This is a genomic window from Paenibacillus sp. TAF43_2 (assembly GCF_052113545.1).
Taxonomy (GTDB): Bacteria; Bacillota; Bacilli; order Paenibacillales; family Paenibacillaceae; genus Pristimantibacillus.
The window spans coordinates 1-20,834 of record NZ_JBFRDK010000040.1 but is presented as its reverse complement, the minus strand read 5'-3'; the positions used below and the strand labels follow the sequence as shown (position 1 = coordinate 20,834).

Sequence of the window (20,834 nt, the reverse complement as noted above, 5' to 3'; positions counted from 1 at the left end):
GATAGACGAATCGAAAAAAAGGGAGGCATTGTCATAGACACAAGACAATGGATGTCAATATTGCTGTGCTTCGCGACCGCAGTAATGCTGTTCGTGGCGTTCCTCTCCTACCGGAACCGTCATATGCAGATGGCGAGGACCATGATTTATATGATGATAACGGCGTCTTTTTACGCACTCGGGTACACCTTTGAGATTTTTAGCGACAGCTTAAGCGGTGTGAAGTTTTCTCTACAGATCGAGTACATCGGCATTCCCTTTGTCTCTGCATTTTGGCTGCTGCTCGTTATCCAGTTCACAGGACTTGCGCCACGCTACCGGAAGCGGCTTGCGATCTTGCTGTTTATCGTCCCAACAGCGACTTTCCTCCTTCATCTCACTAACGATTGGCATCATCTTATTTACAAAGAATACGTCCTGAACGCAATCAAGACGGTTCCCTTGTACAATACGGTGAAGGGTCCATGGTATTCCGTACATGCGATCTACAATTATACAATTCTGCTTCTCGGTATTCTTTTGTTTATTCCCATGTATTTGCGCGCATTGCCAATCGTGAGGACACAGATCGTCGTCCTTATTTTGGGCGCGGCCGCTCCTATGCTGTTCAATATCGCCTATATGTTCAGCAAAGTTATCGATTTCACACCACTCGGCTTCGCTGTATCGGGCGTTGTTTATGCTTGGGGCATTTTCCGGTTTAGGCTGCTTCGTTTAACACCGCTTGCATATGCCAAAATGTTCGATACCATACGCGACGGTGTTGTCCTGCTCGATTATGAGGATCAGATTGTGAACCACAATCGCGCGGCGGAAGAGGTATTTCCTGAGCTTGCCTCGGCAAAAAGTTTTCCTGCTCTCATCAAGGACTTGCTGCCAGACTGTCCTGAGCTGCTCGAGCGAATTGCCGCAACGGAATTCCGAGATGATCGGTTTTCGCTTCAGCGCTTGCAAGGCGTTCGGCAAAGGTATTATATTTGCAGCTTGGATTATATTTATGATACAGGTGTGACCCCTATTGGAAAAATGTTGATGCTCAGCGATATTACGGAGCTGAAGGAGAACGAGGAGAGGCTGCGCGAGAAGTCTGAACGATTGTCTCGACTGAACGCCTTCAAGGACAAGCTGTTCACCGTAATGGCTCACGATATCCGTGATCCGATCGCGCTGCTTGTCAGCTTGACCGAGCTGCTGGGCGATGAGCCGGGCGACACTGACATCGCGAATGCTGAAGTGTTTCAAGAGATTAGGAGGCAAGTGCGCGGTACCTATTATCTCGTTGATAATTTGCTCGACTGGTATCGCAGTCAGAATGGGGAAGTGGCGTTTCGACCGCTCACGTGGAATTTGCAGCAGGTCGTTCGCCAAGCCATCTCGTTAGCCGGAGCAAGGGCTGGCATGAAGAGCATCAGTATCTCAGAGCATATCGACGAGAGGCTAACCGTGAACGCGGATAAAGAAATGCTCGATCTCATTTTCCGAAATTTGCTTTCAAATGCGATAAAGTACACGGACATTGGCGGGGAAATTGCGATAAATGCATCTATCGATCGGGACCAGGTGACGGTGACTGTACGCGATAATGGGAGCGGGATAGACGAGGAAACAGCACAACTGCTGCATCATGATGAACTGTTTTTCAAGGAGCCTGGATTTGCCAGTGGAGAAGATGGTGGAGAGATGAGGTTTGGTCTCGTATTAACTCGAGAATTTCTTCGCATGCATGGCGGCAGTCTTAGGTTCGATAGCTTGCCTGGCGTAGGTACAACATTCTTTTTTACGTTGTCCGGCTCATCGAGTCGCGGCGGAACGATGGAAAGGGAAGGAACGGCGGTGATAGCTGATGAAAGTCATATTGATTGACGATGAGCCCGTCATGCATTTAATCATGCGGAAGATGCTCGTGAAATATGCTGAGCTTAAGGTGGCAGGAACGTTTGTGAATACGGATGCTGCGGCTGCCTTTCTGAGCGAAAATCCCGACATCGAGCTGGCGTTCGTGGATATCTCCATGCCGGGTGATAGTGGACTTACATTCGCCGCAAGGCTGGACGAAGCGGGCTGTAAGACACAAATCGTGTTTGTCACCTCGCATAAGGATTACGCTCTAGAAGCTTTTGAGTTGTCCGTGCTTGATTATTTGGTGAAGCCGGTGACTCAGGAGCGGCTGGAGCGGACGATTAACCGGGCACTGGAGAGCAGGAAAATCGTTCAACCGCTGCAGCAAGCAGATACTGCGATTCGGGGTATGAGCCGTGTCAGCGTTGCCACGCTGGGCGACTTTTTTGTACGCAATGAATCAGGACGCGTAAAGTGGATTTCCAGCAAGAGTGCTGAACTCTTCGCCTATTTGCTGCTGAATCGGGGCAGACGAATTTCGCGCTCGCGCCTTGTTGCTGATATATTCGCGGGTATGGCGAGCATGAATGCCGAAAAATATTTAAATACAACCGTGTACCAGCTGCGTAAATCATTGGAGCCAATAGGGCTCCGGGAAGCTATTCGTTCTRAGAATGACGGCTATGCGCTGGAACTGGACGATGCAGTTATTGACTACGTTGAATTTGAGCGTCAAACGGAAAATCTGGGAAGTATCGACGCGGGCAACGTGGAAGAAGCACTTATCGTTGAAAGGCTCTATACGGGTGATTTGTTCGGCAGCAAAGCTTACGTATGGGCAATTCATGAGACAGATCGGCTGTCAGAGCGGTATGCTTCTTTTGTCAAAAATGCAGCAGAGACGCTGCTCACCCTGTCGAACACGGCTGCGGCGTCGAAGCTTCTTCTGAAGCTGCATGCCCGTAATCCGCTTGAAGAATCGGTGGTCGAGCTGCTGATGAAGAAGCATGGACTGGACGGGGATAAGAAAGGGTTAACCGCACAATACACCGACTATGTGAGGCTTCTAAAGCGGGAACTGGGCATTCGTCCATCCCAAGAGCTGCTTATGCTGTATGATTCTCTTGTCAGCGGACTTTCCGAAGTAGGAAAATAAATATTTTGAACAGGTTGCAAAAATCGCGAAGCCTTGATGCTGCGCGGTTTTTGTCGTTTTACGCGAAAATCTTTTATTATTCTTTCATCGCAGCCTATTAGACTTAAGCTTAAGTGCTGTTAACGTTGCCGAACTTGGGCTCTATCAAATACAGAGTAAGCTCTTAAGCCAATTGGCGAAGATGGAAGGGGAAATCATTGTGAGGAAACAAAAAGTTAGAATGTTAAGGAGCCTGCTGCTCAAGTGGATGATGATTACTAGCGTAGTTGTCGGTCTTGTAGCTCCCGGCATAGGCAATGCGAGCGGACAAGCCTTCGCAGCATCTGCAATTCCGGCTAAAGTGCCCGCCGCATTCGCAGATTTAGCGGGCCACTGGGCGGAGAAGACTGTCAGGGAGTGGGCAGGCCAAGGTTTAATTGAGGGTTTTCAGGACGGAACCTTCAGGCCAAATCAAGCTCTAAGCCGGATTGAATACGTAACGCTGGTCAACCGGCTATTCGCTTTCAAAGGGGCGGGGACTAAGCAGTTCACGGACGTCGCTCCGACCGCTTGGTATGCAGTGCAAGTGCAAGCAGCCGCGGAAGCAGGGTACATCGAAGGCTATGGCAATGGAACATTTCGGCCAGAGCAGAAGCTAAGCCGGGTAGAAGCAGCTGTTGTGCTTTCGCGCCTTGTGCCTGTAATAGGCAAAGACGGGGCTAGCCTGCTCAGCGAGTTTAAGGATCAGGCCAGCATTCCGGGTTACGGACGCGATGCATTGGAAGCCATTGTTGAAGCGGGCTACATTAGCGGGCTTGCGGACGGCACGCTTCGGCCGGTTCAGCCGATGACAAGGGCGGAAGCCGTCATGATGCTCGATAGAGTGCTGAAGCAATCAACTAGATCGGCAGACGGATTAACCGTTAGCGCAAAGGTTCTTGAAACAGGCGGCACATGGGGCAAGGCGCAAGGGAACTTTGAAGTCGCCGGCGACTTGACCATTCAGGCTCCAGGCACAACTCTTCGCAATGTAACGATTAAGGGAAATCTCATTATTGGGAAAGAAGTCGGCGAAGGAGATGTGTTTCTCAAAGGTGTGAAGGTGCTTGGCAGCACGTTTGTAAAAGGCGGCGGGCAGCACAGCATACATATTGATGATTCGCAGCTAGCAACTGTCATCGTCGACAAAGCAGATGGACGAGTTAGGGTTGTTGTCGGTGGAACAACGATTATAAGACAGTTGGATGTGCAATCGGAGGCAAATATTGAATCTCCGGTATCGGAAGGCAGCGGGATAGAGGGAATTACGATCTCTTCTTCCGGCGAAGTTATTTTGTCCGGCAAGTTTAAGCAAGTCGAGGTTAAGAGCGATGTGCAGTTAACCATTGCTTCTGGATCTGTAGAGAAATTAACCGTTAGTGAGCAGGTTAAGACATCAACCATTTCACTTTCGGAAGGCGTCAACGTTAGCAGCATGGAACTGCATGGGCCAGCGAATGTGAAAGGCAAAGGAATGATTGAGAAAGCAATTGTCGACGCTCTGGGAGTTGTTTTTGAGAAGGAGCCTGCTCAAAAAGAAGTAACCGAGAAAGGTGGCCTAATTGGAGGTGGAGCATCCGGAGGAACTGGTTCGCCGGGCGGGCCAACGAGCCCAACTAATACACCTAAACCAACCGATACACCCAAACCAACAGAAACGCCAAGACCAACGGATCCGGTTGATGTAACAGTAACCGCGACTGCGGGTCAAGCAGGAGTGACGGGATTCAGACTCGCGTTCAGCTCGCTAGTACCGGGGCTCGCCGCAACACATCTGACGTTGAAAAACGCTGTGAATGGAAACATTACCATTGCATCAGTGGCTACGCTTAACGGAGGAAGTTCTTACTTTATTACAGCAGCTCTCACGGAGGGCGAGTCTTATAAGCTGACGATAGCTAAGGCTGGGTTTCAGTTTGGATCTGAGATTTTATTTCAAGTTCCGAAAACTGAGCAGCCTGCCATTTCGGTTGCAGCATCCGTATATGGGTCCAGCAAAACGGGGTTCTCGTTGCTGCTGAGTCCGTCGGTTGTTGGATTGACGCAAGCTGAATTTACACTCAAGCACGGCAGCGAAAGTGTCGCAATAGGTTCCGTAACCGAGCGGACGGGAGGCAGCGCTTATGATTTCTCAGCGTCACTTGCCGAGGGCGAAACGTATTCGCTTACGGTTGCCAAGGAAGGGTATCATTTCGGCAACGGGGTATCGATATTCGTGCCGATTACTGATCCAGAGGTTATATCAGTAGTCGCCTCAATATCTGGCGCAAGTACAGCTGGCTTTACAATGAAGCTGGATACTCCTGTCGCGGGGCTGACAGAGGATCATTTGTCATTAGCCTTAAATGATCTGGGCACTGAGATTGGAGTGTCGGAGGTCACTACTGATGATGACGGTAGAACTTATGCTGTCAAAGCGGAAATGGCCGAAGGCGAGACATACTCACTAACGATACGGAAAGCTGGATACAGCTTTGGCGCGGCGCTTATCGTTGCGGTTGCTCCTTCCAGCAACATCCCTGTCCATGCGGCGGTTAGCCGCATCTCGACATCCGGCTTCATGCTGGAGCTCGATCGTACCGTTCCAGCTATCGATGCTCTAAGCTTTATTTTAAAGAATGCTGCTGGAGCGGACATAGGCATTAATATGCTAAGCGCGGTATCTATCGGCAAAGAGTATGAAGTGTATTCCTCCCTAACGAAAGGCGAGACGTATACCTTATTGCTAAATAAAGAAGGTTATGTTTTTGGCAGCGAAGTTGTCTTAAAGGTAGAACCTTCCCTAATTCCATCAAGTGTAGGCTGGGTCAATCGTCTAGGCTTTCAGCTGAATTTCCCAAACGACACGGTTGATTTGGCTAAGGCCTTGATCACAATAGAGGATGGAAACGGCAAATCGCTTGCTGTCTCTTCTGTCCAAATGAACGTGGATGGTCATTCGGCTATCCTATCAACCGATTTAATGGCTGCTGGGAGCTATCGGTATAGAATTGATGTGGATGATGACCGCTATACGGTCGGTACGCTTATCGTTCCAGAGAAGATAGCCGTGTCAAAACAAACGGCGTTTGATACGTCCAATGCAGGAATTATCGTGCACTTCAGCGTACCTGTTCCAGGATTAACCGCAGCAGCGTTTTCTCTAGCGAATACAAACGGTGATCAAATTGCAATAGACAGTGTATCTACTCTGGATAATGGCAGAAGTTATTTTGTTAAATCGACGGCCATGCAGTATCAACCCTTAACACTAAAAATAAGCAGTGAGGGTTATGACTTCGGAAACACTGTAAACGTTGTTCGAACAACGATTAACCCATGGTATATAGGCGTTGGTCCGAATAATGTCATGGTTGGGCTTAACCCGAATATAGCGGGTTTGACCGCCAATGATTTCAAGGTCATGGATGCGCTCGGGAATGCGGTGGCCATAACGAATGTCGTGTGGGACCCTCAGCAAAGATTTTATGTTGTCTCTTATAACGGATTGAGAGGAAAACCATATTTTATTAGCGTTGTACGTGAGGGCTTCGACTTTGGTTTGCCAAAATCGGTYACGCTTGCGGAGAAGAACACGATAACTGACATTTCCTATACTGGATTCACCTTTGTTCTTAATCCTCCTGCTTCTATTGATGCGGTCAACGGCTTTGTTCTCAAGCGGGCCGACGGAAGCAGCATAAAACTCCGCTCTGCAGTGACAAGCGACGGCGGTTGGAGTTATCGGATTGCTGCTGATCTGACTCCTGGTGATTACGTACTGAAGGTCAGTGCAACAATGGATCAGACGATTTATAACATTCATGTTCCGGTCGTTACTACCATTTCGGCGGATCAGATTGTCGATTCGGGACTTCGGGTTAAGCTTAGCTATGCCATTGCGGGGTTATTGCCCGGTCAGTTTCTTCTAACTCGCAAGAGTACAGGAGAGCGGGTAACGGTACAAGACGCTGTGACAATGGATGGCGGTCTTACCTACAGGCTGAAGGCTGAATTGCTTGGCGGCAGCTATAACCTGAGTCTTCCCGGTCATCTTCCATCGCAAGGGATCGACTTTGAAGCGGGAGAAACAATCAACGCGGGGAAAGCGACCATTAGCAAAATAGCCATGAATGGCTTTGATCTGACATTTGAACAAGCGGTTCCTGGATTACTGCCGGCTCATATTCAACTGACAGATAATCAGGGCAATGGGGTTAGCGGACTGGCGCTGACAACCGCCAATGGAGGATTATCCTATCGCGTCAGTGCAAATCTGATCAGTGGTCGCGACTATACGGTTTCCTTCCGCAAGGATTACGTGAAGTTTGACGGGCCGGCAACGTTCTACGTCAATCAATTGGTCACCGGGGTTATTACTGATGTCTCCAAAGACGGGGCAGTAGCTGTTACTTTCTCTACTCCTCTAAGGCAAATAGAGTACGGGCAGGGTCTTGCGGTGAAAGATGAACAGGGCAAACGCTATCACCCAAAAACGCTCGTCATGTCTGCCGATGGAATGAGCTTTGAGATGTCTTTTGGCGGTACGTTTGCTTTGACACGCGGACAAACATACGCCTTTGATATTGAGGTGGATGGTTATTCGTTCAGCCACCTGGCCTTTACCGTGCCTTCCGAAGCCAACGTTGCCGGATTTTCTGCTTCGGGTGTTACCGTGCATTTTGACATTCCGGTTATCGGACTTGGGAAGAAAAATTTCGTCATTCGGGGAGCTCAAGGGGAAACGATAAACTTAGCTTCGGCGAACACAACGGATTTCGGAAGCAGCTATGTATTGGAAGCAGCGCTGATTCCTAGTAAATCGTATACCGTTCTGGTAAAGCCGGATTTGGCTTATCAACGTTACGAGCCGGTATCCTTTGTGTTTACCAAGCTCATTACCGCTTCTGTATCCGAGATGAAGAAGGATAGCTTCAAACTAAGCTTTAGCGAAAAGGTTGCTGATTTGAAGCCAGCCGACATTATTTTGCGAAAACCAGACGGTCAGCAAATTCCGTACACGGAATACTCTTTATCAACAAAAGATCAGGGTTTAACTTATATGGTGGCGATTAAGGCCGTGACTGGTGAAAAATATTCGCTTGAGCTAATCCGAAGTGAATTTATGCTAGCGTCGCCGATCACGGTGGATATTCCCGTAATAGGCTCACTTCAATTAAGAGGTACGACGGCAACGAAGATTTATGTCGATGTTTACCCGCTTATTTCAGATTTGACAGGGGACAGCTTTAAGCTGACAGACAGCAAAGGCCGGCCGATCGGATTTACGCTTCATTACGAAGGAGGCGCATCCTATTCTCTCATTGGCAATTTTAATGTATCCGAGACATATAGCCTGGTCATCACTTATCCGGGATATGACTTTGGAAACCCGTTGATCGTTGGGCTGAAGGTTCGTGCCGATGCGATACTGTTACGCCAATCGCAGCAGGGATTCACCATTTATTTCTTCCCTTCGATTCCGAATCTTCAAGCCGCAGACGTGAAGGTTAAAGATAATAACGGAAATACAGTCGCTATCGAATCCATCCAGACGAGTGATGACGGAGCAAGCTATACTATTACGGTTCCTTTAAAAGGAGGAATCACCTATACCGCTATTGTAGAGAAAGAGGGCTACATGTTCCCTACGCTCGACAAGATTACACTGAACTCGAGATCCATTTCGGCCGTGCAAGCAACGGCTTCGAGAGTCACACTGCACTTTAAGGAACAAACGATGATAAATACTTCGGATATTCATATAGTGGATGAAAACGGGGTAAACGTTGCGATTCGCACAAACRTGTCAAACGATGGAGGCTATTCGTATGAGCTAGGCGTCGCAATCGTTCCTGATAAGGCCTATTCGGTGTTTATCTCAAAAATGGGCTACGACTATGGTGATCCGCTAGCTTTCTCCATTCGCTCTGTAGGCGTTCGTTTTGGCGGGATGATTAGCGGGAACAATCAAGCTTTTATATTGCATTTAGATCAGCCAGTTCCTCATTTGCGAATAAGTGACTTCCAACTGAAACGTGTGGAGGGCGGTACAAAGGCAATTACCTCCGCAACCACGAGTGATGGGGGAAATAGTTACCTTATTGAAGCTGAGTTTTGGGGAGCGGAGCAGTATACAATCACCGCTGCCAAAGCCGGGTATGATTTTGGAAGCCCGATTGTGGTTGACGTTCCAATCATAGCAAATGCCGCAGTGCTAAGTTCAGGCGCATCGGAAATTGTCATTGGCCTTAGCCCTGCTGTACCAGGTTTGAATATAAGTCATGTGGCTATCACGGACGAGGAGGGCATCCGGCTTGCTGCAGCTTCGGTTATTACGGATGATGGAGGACTAACCTATCGGATTAAAGCTTCTTATAAAGGAGGCAAAACTTACTCTTTTGCGCTAAGCAAGAGCGGGTATGATTTTGGACAAGCGTTGTCGGCTTTGCTTCCAAGTGCAATTTCTGGGACGGTGGAAGGTGCAACTGAGTCGGGTCTTGTCGTCTCTGTTGCACCGGGACTAAGCGGGCTATCTGCGAGCAGCTTCACGCTAAAGGATGCCGAGGGAAAATTGGTAGTTATTAAAGCAGCAGCAACAAATAACGGTGGAAGAACGTACACATTATCCGCAGCGCTTGAAGGCGGGAAAACATACAAACTGATCATAACAGCAGAAGGATATGATTTTGGAGCGGCATTGAACGCTTTTGTGCCCGTACCAGTAAATCCAACTCTATCAAGTGTCAGTAAGGATGGGTTTAACGTGCTGCTTGATTCGGCTGTTCCGGGCTTGCGTGCAAGTGACTTTAGCTTGCGTAATAGTCAAGGTGCTGCGATTGCCATCGCCTCTATTACAGCCGAGAACGCTGGTATCGAATATGCGGTACATGCCTCACTCGAAGAGGGAGCGGCTTACAGTCTGACTTTAACGAAGAGCGGCTACGCATTCAGCAGCGGTCTTCCGGTTCTTGTTCCAGCTGCGCCTATACCGGAAGCGCAGGTGCCGATTCGTTTGACAGCAAGCCATATTACAACTAACGGTTTCACATTGGAAGTAAGCAAAGCAGTCCGTAATATGGATCGCACATGGCTTACACTGATTGATGACCAGGGACGAGGAATTGGATTCCAGCTTGTAAATCCGAACGGGAACAGTCCAGATGCGCCAGATGCAGGACGAATCTACAACATCATTACTCCGTTGTCAGCAGGTGTGAATTACAAGCTGATTGCTCAAATACCGGATCGTGTGGTGGAAGGACCGCTGGATGTTTATGTTCCGATGACGGAATATCCGAAAAGTTTAGCTGCTGCTAGAAACGGCTTGACGGTCACTTTCGTTGGAGCGGGTCCAAAAGATTTGCAGCCGGAAGATGTGAAGCTCTTGTCAAAAGACGGGACAGAGGTCACAGTCACCGGAGTGACAGCGGGTGCAGAGACAGGGTCGTTCTTAATTAAAGCGAATGTGGTCGAAGGGCAAACGTACACCGCAGCTTTTAGCAAGCAAGGCTATATCTTTGCTGGGCAGGAAAAATTAAATGCCGCTTATGTGCCGATTGTTATCTCTGTATCGCTTGTAAGAGTGAATGAAAATGGATTTAATCTGCTCCTTAGTGCTCCGATAGAAAATTTGAATATCGAAATGCACAATGGCAGCGCAGTCTGGTATCGTCCAACCTCTGTTTCAACGCCGGACTTTGGGCAAACCTACTTTATTAGTGAATATATCGGATACAATAAGGAGTTTAAGCTTCGTCTGAGCAAGGACGGGCATGACTTTGGAGGGGATACGATCATCAGCAACGTGAGCACACCTCCCGAGCTGATCGATGCAGTGTCGAGTGAAAACGGAAAAGCCATTACCCTGACCTTTGATAAGCCGCTTGCTGCTGTTAATTCGGGGTCAACGTTTTCTGTGAAAATTAACAACCAATGGCAAAGCGGGGTTATGACAAGACTGACCTCCGATGCAACGAAAATCGAGTTGACTTGGAGCAGCAGCGGAGCGGTTATCAGTTCGACATCTACGATAGCCGTCGCTTATAGCGGCATCAACCGGGTCAAAGCAGTTAATCAGACGTATTTGGCCACTTTTGGAGAATTCCAGGTAGCTAATGTCGCTACGCTGGATGGTTTCCTGCAAAGCCATTCCACCCAGTACGATGCTGTTTACCCTGTGCATGTACTGCGGGTTGATTATGGCAAGACTGCGTTAGAGTCATTAAGACTGCTCCGGCAAGCTGGATTTACCCCAGCGAACTACGCAAAAGCGGTCAAGAAAGAATATGGTTTGGATTGGAGTGCGTTCATCCGCCTATTATACGAAATAGATACAGATGCGCCTACGTTGTTTCAGGCTTTAAGCGCGTCGGGCTATATTTCCAACTATGTCAATCTGATACCGGATTTTGTGACAGCTGGTTATGAAGCTGAAGACATTGCACTGCCGCTTCGTAATCTTGGCTATCAGCCTCGAGATATAATGGCGCCGTTTAAGCTAACGGGAGTAACAGCCGCTGCAGCAGCCTATGTTCTGCGTTATACGTATGCGGAGACTGGCGGCAACGCAGCCGCGGCATTGAAGCTAGGAAAGTACAGTATTAGCGAGACTAGGGAAGCCGTTCAATCGGTTTACGGCTTAACGAACGAGAGCACCATCGAAGCTTTGGCTGCCGCGAAGTTCACAGCAGCAGAAACCGCAGTTGTCATTAAAGAGGCTTATGCCGCATCTAGCGTAGATAATGCGAAACTGMTTGGCAGTGCTGGTTATCCTGCTGGCAATATAGGAATTGCGCTGCGAGATTTGTATTCGTTCAGCGATGTCAACGAGGCTGTTCAGACCTACTTGGGCGCAGGCATCGAGATAGGACAAGTTTACGCTATCCTAAGAAGCACCTTCGACAAGAAAGAAATAGCTTCAGCTATGCTGGCGGCAGGTGTCGCCGCTGCCCAGGTCGCCAGAGGCATTCAAGCCTCCGGCGATGGTGCAACCGTCATCGTTGGCGCTATGAAGAGCGGATCATACGGGATCGGTGATATTGCTAGCGCCGTACTTGGCGCATGGGGTTCCGAAGCGGGTGGCCTAAGTGAGGCTATGAGAGGGTTTACGGAACATGGTTATGACATGGAAAGCAAGGCGCAATTGCTTCGAGAAAGCTTCGGGGCTGATATCGCAACGACCATCAGCGTGCTGTATCCGGGGGTGAAGGGCGACCAAAGAAAGACGATGCTATTATCATTAATCCGCGCTGGTTATGAGCCTGCGGAGCTTACGGCTTATATTCTGAGTAATCGAATTGCCAGCAGCCGTTCGGAAGCTCTGACGCTGCTGAGGCAGTCGGGTATGTCTACCGCGATGGGTTTAAGCACAATTCGAAATGCCGTCATTCGCGGAGGCGCGTCCTTCAAGCTGGAGGATGCGGTGGAAGTCATTTACCGCAGCTATGACCGATTCGAAGCTGTAGATGTATTAAATGCGCTTCGTACGACTTTTGCAAGTGATGAAACGGTGACTATGGATGCCACTACTTTGGCCCGTTCGCTCACAAGCATCAAAAGCTGGGAGAAGTTAGCCATCGGTCAAGCTCTAAAAGCTCAGCTAGGCTTGACGCTGCAGCAATGGGTAGAGCTTGAAAGGACTACTGCATTTGATTATTTTAAATGTCCTTGCAGTGTATCAACGGTTGTAAAGGACTCGCAATATTTGTTCCCGGGAACGTCAATACAGGAAGCGACAGTGGCGATGAGCCTCTCTAGCTTCTATACGCTGGATAACATTATTGAAGGAACAATTAATCTTTACCCTACTGGCGGAGTACGTGCGAAAGGATTGCCGTATTTGACCGCAGCGCTAAAAGACTCGGGGTATAAATTTACGGAAATTGCACAGGCATTTGAAGCGCGGGGCTGGACGGAATGGATTGGGGCTTTCAGCAAACAAGGCATAGCCGCTAGTGAGGTTGCTGCCTATCTGAACCAACGGACCGAACCGCTGACGATAGGGCAAGTCATCACACGCCTTGCTCCATATTCGGTAAGGGATATTGCATTAGTGCTTAGAACGGAATACGGCTTGCCATCGTCAGACGCGTCTGCGCTTCTGCTTGTCAGCTATTCGTCAGAAGAAGTAGGTACTGCCATCGCTTCTGCTTATGGCGGAGACCCTATGACGATTTGGATTAAAGTGCTGAAGGAGCAAGGCGCAACGGCCATTTCTGTCATCAATACGCTGGGTGCGCTGTATCCGTCATATTTTGACTCAGGCAAGGTTGGACCGGCACTGATTAAGGGTGGATATTCGAAAGAAGAAGTGATGGAAGGACTTCTCATCCACACCCGAAGAATGGGTAATATGAAATCGACCATAGCGATTCTGCAGTCTTTGTACGGACAAGAGCAAGTGACGATTGCTGGTCTGCTTGACGCTTCGTCCAGCAAGGAGCCTAAGGACGGTATTGCATTTCTTAGAATGAGCGGTTATTCCTTATCCGTTGTTGCTCGCAGCCTGAAAGATTATTATCAGCTTACCTCCAGCGAAGCTTCATATTTGCTGGCAAAAGAATATCCTAACGACATCGACGATATTCTGCTTGGCCTCGCTTCCTTATACGGTCAAGGACTTGATGAAACAGTTGCAGGCGCGTTGGAGCAGCAAGGCATCACGACCTTTGATGAAGCGGTTAATTATCTATACGTCACAGGTTTCCCGATGAAAGATATCGTGAGCGTTGGCAAAAACCATTTTGGCCAATCGCCTGGTGTAATCGCGCTCCGCTTGTCAGCGGTATACTTGTCGTCAAGCAATGTGCTTATCCAGGCAGTAGCTTCAGCTTTTAATCAATCTGTTGAGTTAACGATGTATCAACGGCAGGCAGCAGAAGGATCAGTATCCTTTGCCAGTGGAATTGAACTTGCTTATAAGGCGCAATTCAGCTTAGTTTCGATCGTGAAGATGGCAAAGGATGGTTATGGTATTTCATCGGGTGCAGCTCTTCAAGCACTGCTGGATACTGGTCGGTATCGCCAGAGCGACGTGCTTTCTTCTATATCGAATGTTTACGGCAGCTCACAAAACGCAAGCATTGTTGATTCTTTAGAGGCTCAGCACCTGGTGACATTAAAGGATGCAATACCTTATCTGACAAAGATGAGATTCAGCCTCCGGGATATGATTCAGGTAGGAAAAGATTATTACAAGCTCGATTCCTCTAAAGCGGTACAAGCCTTAATGGATGGTGCAGTCGATGAGGAGAGTCGGATTTTGGCGGAAGTTTCTGCTGTTTACGGTTTAGCGTTAGAGCAGGTTACGATTCAGGCCATGATCGATCTGGGCATCGGAAAGTTGGCGGATGCGATTCCACAGCTTAAGCTCAGCTACAGCTTGCGGGATATTATCCGAATTGCCAAGGATTATTACCATATGACTGCTGGCGAGACACTAGCCATTCTTTCCGAAACAAACGGATATTCATTTAATGAGCTAGTTGCAACTGTATTTGAAGTTTACGGTAAACCGATTGAGGAAAGCTTATCCAGCCTGCTTAAGAAGAGCAAAATCTATACGCTGGAGGAAGCTGTTCCACTCCTTCGGGGCATGGGCTATACGCTCCATGATATTGTGGGTGCTGCCAAGGATTATTTTGGATTTGCAGCAGACAAAACGATAACGGTCCTAACCGCTCTCCAAGTAGACAACGAGAAGGTTATTGAAGTGACAGTAGCTGCCGTTTATGGGCAGTCATCAGAGTCTACGGCGCTGCAGCATCTAGAAGAAGGGGGAATCACGGACGCAGCAGCGGCCATTTCTTACTTGTGGAATTCAGGCGTTCCGATGATAGATATCGTACGCGTAGTTAAAGGCTTTTACGGCAAGACAGCCGGCGAAACCGCAGCATTGCTAATTGGCAGTGAGCTGTTCGAGCTGAACGTCATTCTGAGCAGCGTAAATGCAGTATACGGACAAGCGGTGAACGGCGCTTTAATCGAAGTAATTAAAGCAGGTGGAGCAACATCAGCTGAAGCTATGGCGGATCAGCTCTTGCATGCAGGCTACCGCATGGAGGACATCGTTAAGGCGAGCAAGGAGCAATATGGCAAGACGAGAGAAGAGGCGCTTGCGATTCTTCAGGGACTTGCCGTTTATCAAGAAACGGCCATTCAATCAACGCTTAATAAAGTGTACGGAGAGGCTTTTACTCCGGTGAGCATTATCAAGGATGTCCTTAAGCTGAAAGGTGTTGCGACGCCACAAGGAGCGATTGTGTTCTTGCGGGATGCCGGCTATGAGATTAAGGAAATTGTCCAATATCTTAGGTTTGACTATAAACTCGACTMAGGAGCAGTTACTGAATTGCTTTCTCCCTATTATCCGGCGGAAGTGATTGGACTTGCTATAGTGGGAGTCTACTATACCAACACAAACCTAAGGGTATTGGAAGATATTTTCCCGGCAACCACCGCATTTGTGCCACTCAATGTTGTGCGGTTTATGAAAGCCAAATTCACTGTCGCGGATATCGTACTCGCTATGAAGCTGTTATTTCAAATGGATGCAGCAACGATAATGGAAACTATTCCGGAAACTTTGATTCCGCAGGATCAGGTACGGATGGCCGCAGGTGAAGTATTCGGCGGCAATCCGCTAATTGCTTACCTCGCCCGTATGAAGTCGAAAGGAACGGACGCCGCCGGGATTGCTACCGAGCTTGAACGGCAAAACCTGCTTGGTCCTGATCGTTCCGGATATTTGATCGACACGTTATGGACGCTTGGTTTTGATCGAGCCAGCATTATCCGTGCTTTCTATATGTTCTTCACAGCTGGCAGAGGGACGGCAACAACGGTCGAGGAGCAATCGGCGCTGTTCGTCAAGCTGGGGTATTTGAAAGCGGGAGACATCATTGACGTGCTGAGGCAGAACGGGTACGTAAACAGTACCAGCTATGCTTACCGCGTATTCACAACCGTCAAGATGACTTTGCCGAACGTTTCTATGGTCGATATTGCGAAGGAAATGAAAAATCGCGGTTATGACGGTAGAGAAATTTTGAACACGCTGAATCGGTATGACGCGCGAGAAGATTCCATCTTTACGCTTCTGAAGGAGTATGGTTATAACGCAGAAGAGGCGCTGCGGTACATGAAAGAGCGGACGCTCGAAAATAAACTATATTGGCTGCATAAAAACGGATACGCTGTCGGTGAATACTTAAGATACACCTTCAATTGGGATAACGACACGATTTCTATTTTGAAGCAGCTCGGCATACCTTCCGCCGATCTCTCGAAGGCTTTGCATAGCAGTGGCTACAGTCTTTATTCTATTTCCAAGTTCTTGTACGATGGAGGATTCAAGGAAATTGCTGAGCTTACTAGAGCGCTGCTGGCGGTAAATGCCCGCGTACAATGGGTTCCTTACAACCTGCTTGAGCTCGGTCACTGGTCGCTTAAGGAGATAGCCAAGGGGATGCTTGACTCTGGGCTGATCACTCTCGTAGAGCTTAGCGATGCCATACGGATGGCTAACAACAACAACTTGGACGAGACGTATCTGATTATTAAGGAAATATCGACACGTGAGCAGCAAGCTTTTTACGATGATCTGTCCAGTGCGGAACGCATGCTGCTCAGCAATAATGAAATTGCCATTATCGTTACTTTGACGACTCTTCGGGGCGATAGAGTAAGGATAGGTGAGGCGACTAAGCTAATGCGAAACACAGAGAGAGTAGACTATAAGGACTCCGTCATTATGACAGCTCTTTCTGGATACAATGTCCTCGATGCTCTTGATGCGGTATGGGATGTTTATCGCTTTGAAATTGGTGTCGCTATTCTTAAGACGATGATCGGTCAGACTTGTACGAAGGTACTTACGGAATTCAAGGATTACTACAGGCTGGGAAATCTGGTTTACAAGATCGTATCAAGAGTGATGAAATAATTTATTCAACCACTGAAGCAGAATTTCGCTATTGCTAAAGCACCCTGTCAAAGCCATTTTTTATATGGCTAGATAGGGTGCTTTTTATTATGGTTTAGTTTCGCAGCTAACTTAATTTATTCTACTCCGGGATTGTTTGTTTTCCTGTAGTTGACATAATGTATCCTTCACTTTAAATTGAATATAAATACATTATAATGTATAAATATTCACTAGAGGTGAAATCATGACTCATTTATTATCACTAAGAGAATACGACGCGGACACCATTCACTCCATTATCAGGCAAGGAATCGAGATAAAGAACAGCCCAGAACGCTATTACCACGCAGCAGAGCGTAAAGGTCTTCTTATGCTTTTTCAGAAAACTTCTACTCGTACGAATCTATCGTTTCAATCCGGGATTAACCAAATGGGCGGATACTCAGTCGTTATGGATTGGGATTCCAGCAACTTCAGCATTTCCCCTATCCAGTATGAAGCGCAGTATGCATCAAGAAATTGTGATGTGATTATGGCGAGATTAAAGAAACATTCCGATTTGCTCGAATTAGCCAAGTACTCCAAGGTTCCTGTCATTAATGGCTGCTGCGACAAATACCATCCTTGCCAAGCGCTAGCGGACTTGATGACCATCTATGAGGTCGCAGGTACGTTTACGGGAATAACGCTTACGTACGTTGGCATTCATAACAATGTTGCCAATTCTTTGGTCGCAGGCTGTATGGCGGTGGGAATCAAGCTGCTGCTGGTTACTCCGATCATTAACGAGCCCTCGTGGGATGAGGAGCTTATGCAAAAGGCTTTTCAAAGTGGATTTGTTGAAAAGGTTATTGATTTGCCTAGTGCGGCAGCTAGATCTGATTTTATATATACGGACACATGGATCGATATGGAGTTTTATGCGGAGAGCCATTACCAAGATGAGAAAAATCAAAGAATGGAAATGATGCTTCCTTTTCAATTGAATAGAAGCAATCTTGCTGGTCACTCCCCCTACTTAATGCATGACATGCCTATCCATCCGGGCTTCGAGATAGAGGAGGATTTAGTGGAGTCGGAGCGTTCCATCATCTATCAGCAAGCCGAGAACAGGATGCATGTTCAAAAAGCTTTGCTTTTGCACTTACTTAAATAAAGTTATCAAAAAAGCTCATCCACGCATACTAAGCGCAGTTGAGCTTTTGATTGTTTTTTTGGGATAATCTCAAAATGAACCATGAGCAGCTATGATCTCTCTGACCTGCGTCATTGTATCATTAAAGCGGGTGTCATCATGGTTCCATATGACCACATCAGCATGCTGCATATACTCGCTCTTTAGTTCAATCTCCTCCGCGCGTTGCACCCTTTTGGCGATTTCCTCAGGCATTCCGCATCTTATTGCCAATCTTCTCTTAATGGATTCAACATCCGCACCTACATAGATCGCAATCACATGATCATACCGCTTCTTTAAAGCGAGTACGCCAGCAAGGTCCATTACAATATGAGCATTCCTATTTTGATCGAATACTTCTTCAATGCTGGATTTTAGTGTACCGTAATAATGCTCRTTGTATCGTGTCCATTCAATAAAGGCATCTGCACGAATGCGATTTTCAAACTGGCTCGTTTCCATAAAAATATAATGAATCCCGTCTGACTCATTCGGCCTCGGGAGTCTGGTTGTTGAAGTAATAATCTTTTGAAAGCCGCTAAGGGTCAGCTCTTTCTGGATTTCGGATTTACCTGAAGCGGAAGGGCCATAAAATGCGAATATTTTCCCCAAACGAAGCTCTCCTTTATGAATTGTTCATCGATCTCTTCTAATAAAGACCATATATTGTTAAAATGTTTCTAAATGACAATGAGCTGGGAGCGAGCCTATGATTCTCTATAAACATTCTTCAAATTCATTTTATAATGATACGGATATTCAGAGGCATATTAATATAGAAAATGCGAAGCAAAGAATTTCAGTTCGGGATGACTTTGAACGTGATTTTGGCAGAATCATTCATTCAGCAGCGTTCCGTCGCTTACAGTCCAAGACGCAAGTCATTGGAATCAGCGAAGGAGATTTTCATCGAACAAGGCTTACGCATTCCCTTGAAGTATCTCAAATTGCAAGAGGAATTGCCACAACCCTAAATGAAAAAAACAATATTTTCAAAGAAACGGAGAGTAAAATAGATATTTCTCTTATTGAGGCAGCTGCTTTAGCTCATGATTTGGGGCACCCGCCATTCGGGCACCAAGGCGAACGTGCATTGAATAAATGCATGAGCGCATTCGAGCTTAACTTTGAGGGGAATGCGCATACGTTCAGGCTTTTGACGAATACGACTAGCCATGGGGACATGGAAACGGGCCTTGATTTAACAAGAGCTGTTTTATTGTCCATTTTGAAATATCCAGCCAGCATGAAGCAAGTTAATAATCCCGAGATCACGGGCAAACCGCCTAAATGCAGTGTTTTTGAAGAGGACGAGCATGTATTTCGGTGGGTGATTGAGAGCTTTTCGCCTGAAGAGAAGGCTTACTTCACGCAAGTTTCCGACTTGCAGGCTGGCAAGCATAAGAAGACTTTAAATAAAACGTTTGAATGCTCCATAATTGAGCTCGCAGACGATATTGCTTACGCAACCTATGATTTAGAGGATGCCTTCAAGCTTAATATGATCAAAATAGATGACCTATGTGAGGTAGCAAATAAGCATAAGCATATTTCATCCGCTAGAATTGCAGAGTCTTTACGGGTTTTTATGGAGAACAGCGGGGAGCGGCATAAACAGACGAAGCGTTTTTTTGCTGATTTGGTTTCTGGATTTATACATGAGATTACGGTTATTGAGACCCAGCCTGCATTCTCCTCCAACCGGTTGCGCTATAAGGCAGTAATTACTGAGGATGCTATGGAGCTGCTGGAGGATTTGAAGAAGCTGGTCGAAACGCATGTGATCTTCTCACAGAAGGTTCAAACCTTTGAATGGCGCGGCGGCAAAATAATTGAAAAGCTCTTCGATGCGATGTTCAATGATCCAAACCTGCTTCCAGAAGATAAAAAGCTAAGCTGGCATGCAGCTGATGATCGGATGAATGCTAGATTGGTTTGCGATTACATTGCTGGAATGACAGATACCTATGCATTAAAAATGTATTCTCGTTTATATGAAGCTGCTGGAGGCAGGTTGTTTGATATTTAATTTGAGTGGTTATGAGCACATGTTCAATTAGTTCTTATCTATTAAGTGCTAGGCTGCAACAGCTGTACGCAAGCACATTCTTCTAATGAAGGGATGTGCTTGTATGGTATGAATAAAGGCACATTCTAATAGAAGAAGAGCAAGACTATAGAACATAAATCTAGCAATATTTAAAGTTTATAAACTATTTTCAAAAAAACACTTGCATTACTAGACGAGTACATGGTATATTCTATTTCTGGCCGAGAGACACACGCGGACAGCAAGCAAAACAAGCATGACAAACGAAAGAAAAGATTGCTCTTTGAAAACTGAACAACGAGTAATAACTGCCCTTACGATTCTAACGAATCGTGAGAAAAGCGATAAAAAAGTAATGAGCATTTCAAACACATGAAGCTTTTCTCTTCGACATCGAGTCGAAGCGAAAACTTCCATTTGGAGAGTTTGATCCTGGCTCAGGACGAACGCTGGCGGCGTGCCTAATACATGCAAGTCGAGCGGACTAGCGTTTTCTTCGGAAAACGCCGGTTAGCGGCGGACGGGTGAGTAACACGTGGGTAACCTGCCTRTAAGACTGGGATAACATTCGGAAACGAATGCTAATACCGGATACGCGATATGGTCGCATGACTGAATCGGGAAAGATGGAGCAATCTATCACTTAGAGATGGACCCGCGGCGCATTAGCTCCCGCGGCGCATTAGCT

The 20,834-nt window shown here is 47.1% G+C and carries 6 protein-coding genes and 1 rRNA gene; 6 read left to right on the top strand and 1 reads right to left on the bottom strand.

All coding sequences use genetic code 11. The annotated features are described in order from the left end of the window. The first annotated feature begins 51 nt into the window (after window positions 1-51). From AB4Z17_RS11490 to AB4Z17_RS11475, 4 genes are all read left to right on the top strand, one after another. Window positions 52-1,863 carry a histidine kinase N-terminal 7TM domain-containing protein gene (locus tag AB4Z17_RS11490; RefSeq protein ID WP_441959819.1) on the top strand — a complete coding sequence of 604 codons (1,812 nt, stop codon included), beginning with the start codon at window positions 52-54 and terminating at the stop codon, window positions 1,861-1,863. After that, window positions 1,844-2,995, top strand: coding sequence for a response regulator (locus AB4Z17_RS11485; RefSeq protein WP_441959817.1), 1,152 nt, complete (start codon window positions 1,844-1,846; stop codon window positions 2,993-2,995). The genes AB4Z17_RS11490 and AB4Z17_RS11485 overlap by 20 nt, the downstream gene beginning before the upstream one ends. Before the next feature lie 199 nt (window positions 2,996-3,194). After that, window positions 3,195-16,937, top strand: a complete 13,743-nt coding sequence (locus AB4Z17_RS11480; protein ID WP_441959815.1) for an S-layer homology domain-containing protein — start codon at window positions 3,195-3,197, stop codon at window positions 16,935-16,937. A gap of 226 nt (window positions 16,938-17,163) precedes the next feature. After that, window positions 17,164-18,075, top strand: a complete 912-nt coding sequence (locus tag AB4Z17_RS11475; protein ID WP_441907864.1) for an ornithine carbamoyltransferase — start codon at window positions 17,164-17,166, stop codon at window positions 18,073-18,075. Between the two features lie 69 nt (window positions 18,076-18,144). On the opposite strand, the gene AB4Z17_RS11470 is transcribed toward AB4Z17_RS11475, so the two are convergent. Continuing rightward, on the bottom strand, window positions 18,145-18,708 hold the full coding sequence (locus AB4Z17_RS11470) for a guanylate kinase (protein ID WP_441959814.1): 564 nt from the start codon (window positions 18,706-18,708) through the stop codon (window positions 18,145-18,147). A gap of 97 nt (window positions 18,709-18,805) precedes the next feature. Here AB4Z17_RS11470 and AB4Z17_RS11465 point away from each other — a divergent pair, with 97 nt between their 5' ends. Then, a complete protein-coding gene (locus AB4Z17_RS11465; protein WP_441959812.1) occupies window positions 18,806-20,125 on the top strand; it encodes an anti-phage deoxyguanosine triphosphatase in 1,320 nt (439 codons plus the stop codon). A 435-nt stretch (window positions 20,126-20,560) separates the two neighbouring features. Continuing rightward, window positions 20,561-20,834 (top strand): 16S ribosomal RNA (locus AB4Z17_RS11460); the annotation flags it as partial.

What these genes read in the sequence shown, in the direction of transcription:
- AB4Z17_RS11490 (WP_441959819.1), top strand. Translation starts at nt 52, where the DNA reads ATGTCAATATTGCTGTGCTTCGCGACCGCAGTAATGCTGTTCGTGGCG.
- AB4Z17_RS11475 (WP_441907864.1), top strand. Translation starts at nt 17,164, where the DNA reads ATGACTCATTTATTATCACTAAGAGAATACGACGCGGACACCATTCAC.
- AB4Z17_RS11465 (WP_441959812.1), top strand. Translation starts at nt 18,806, where the DNA reads ATGATTCTCTATAAACATTCTTCAAATTCATTTTATAATGATACGGAT.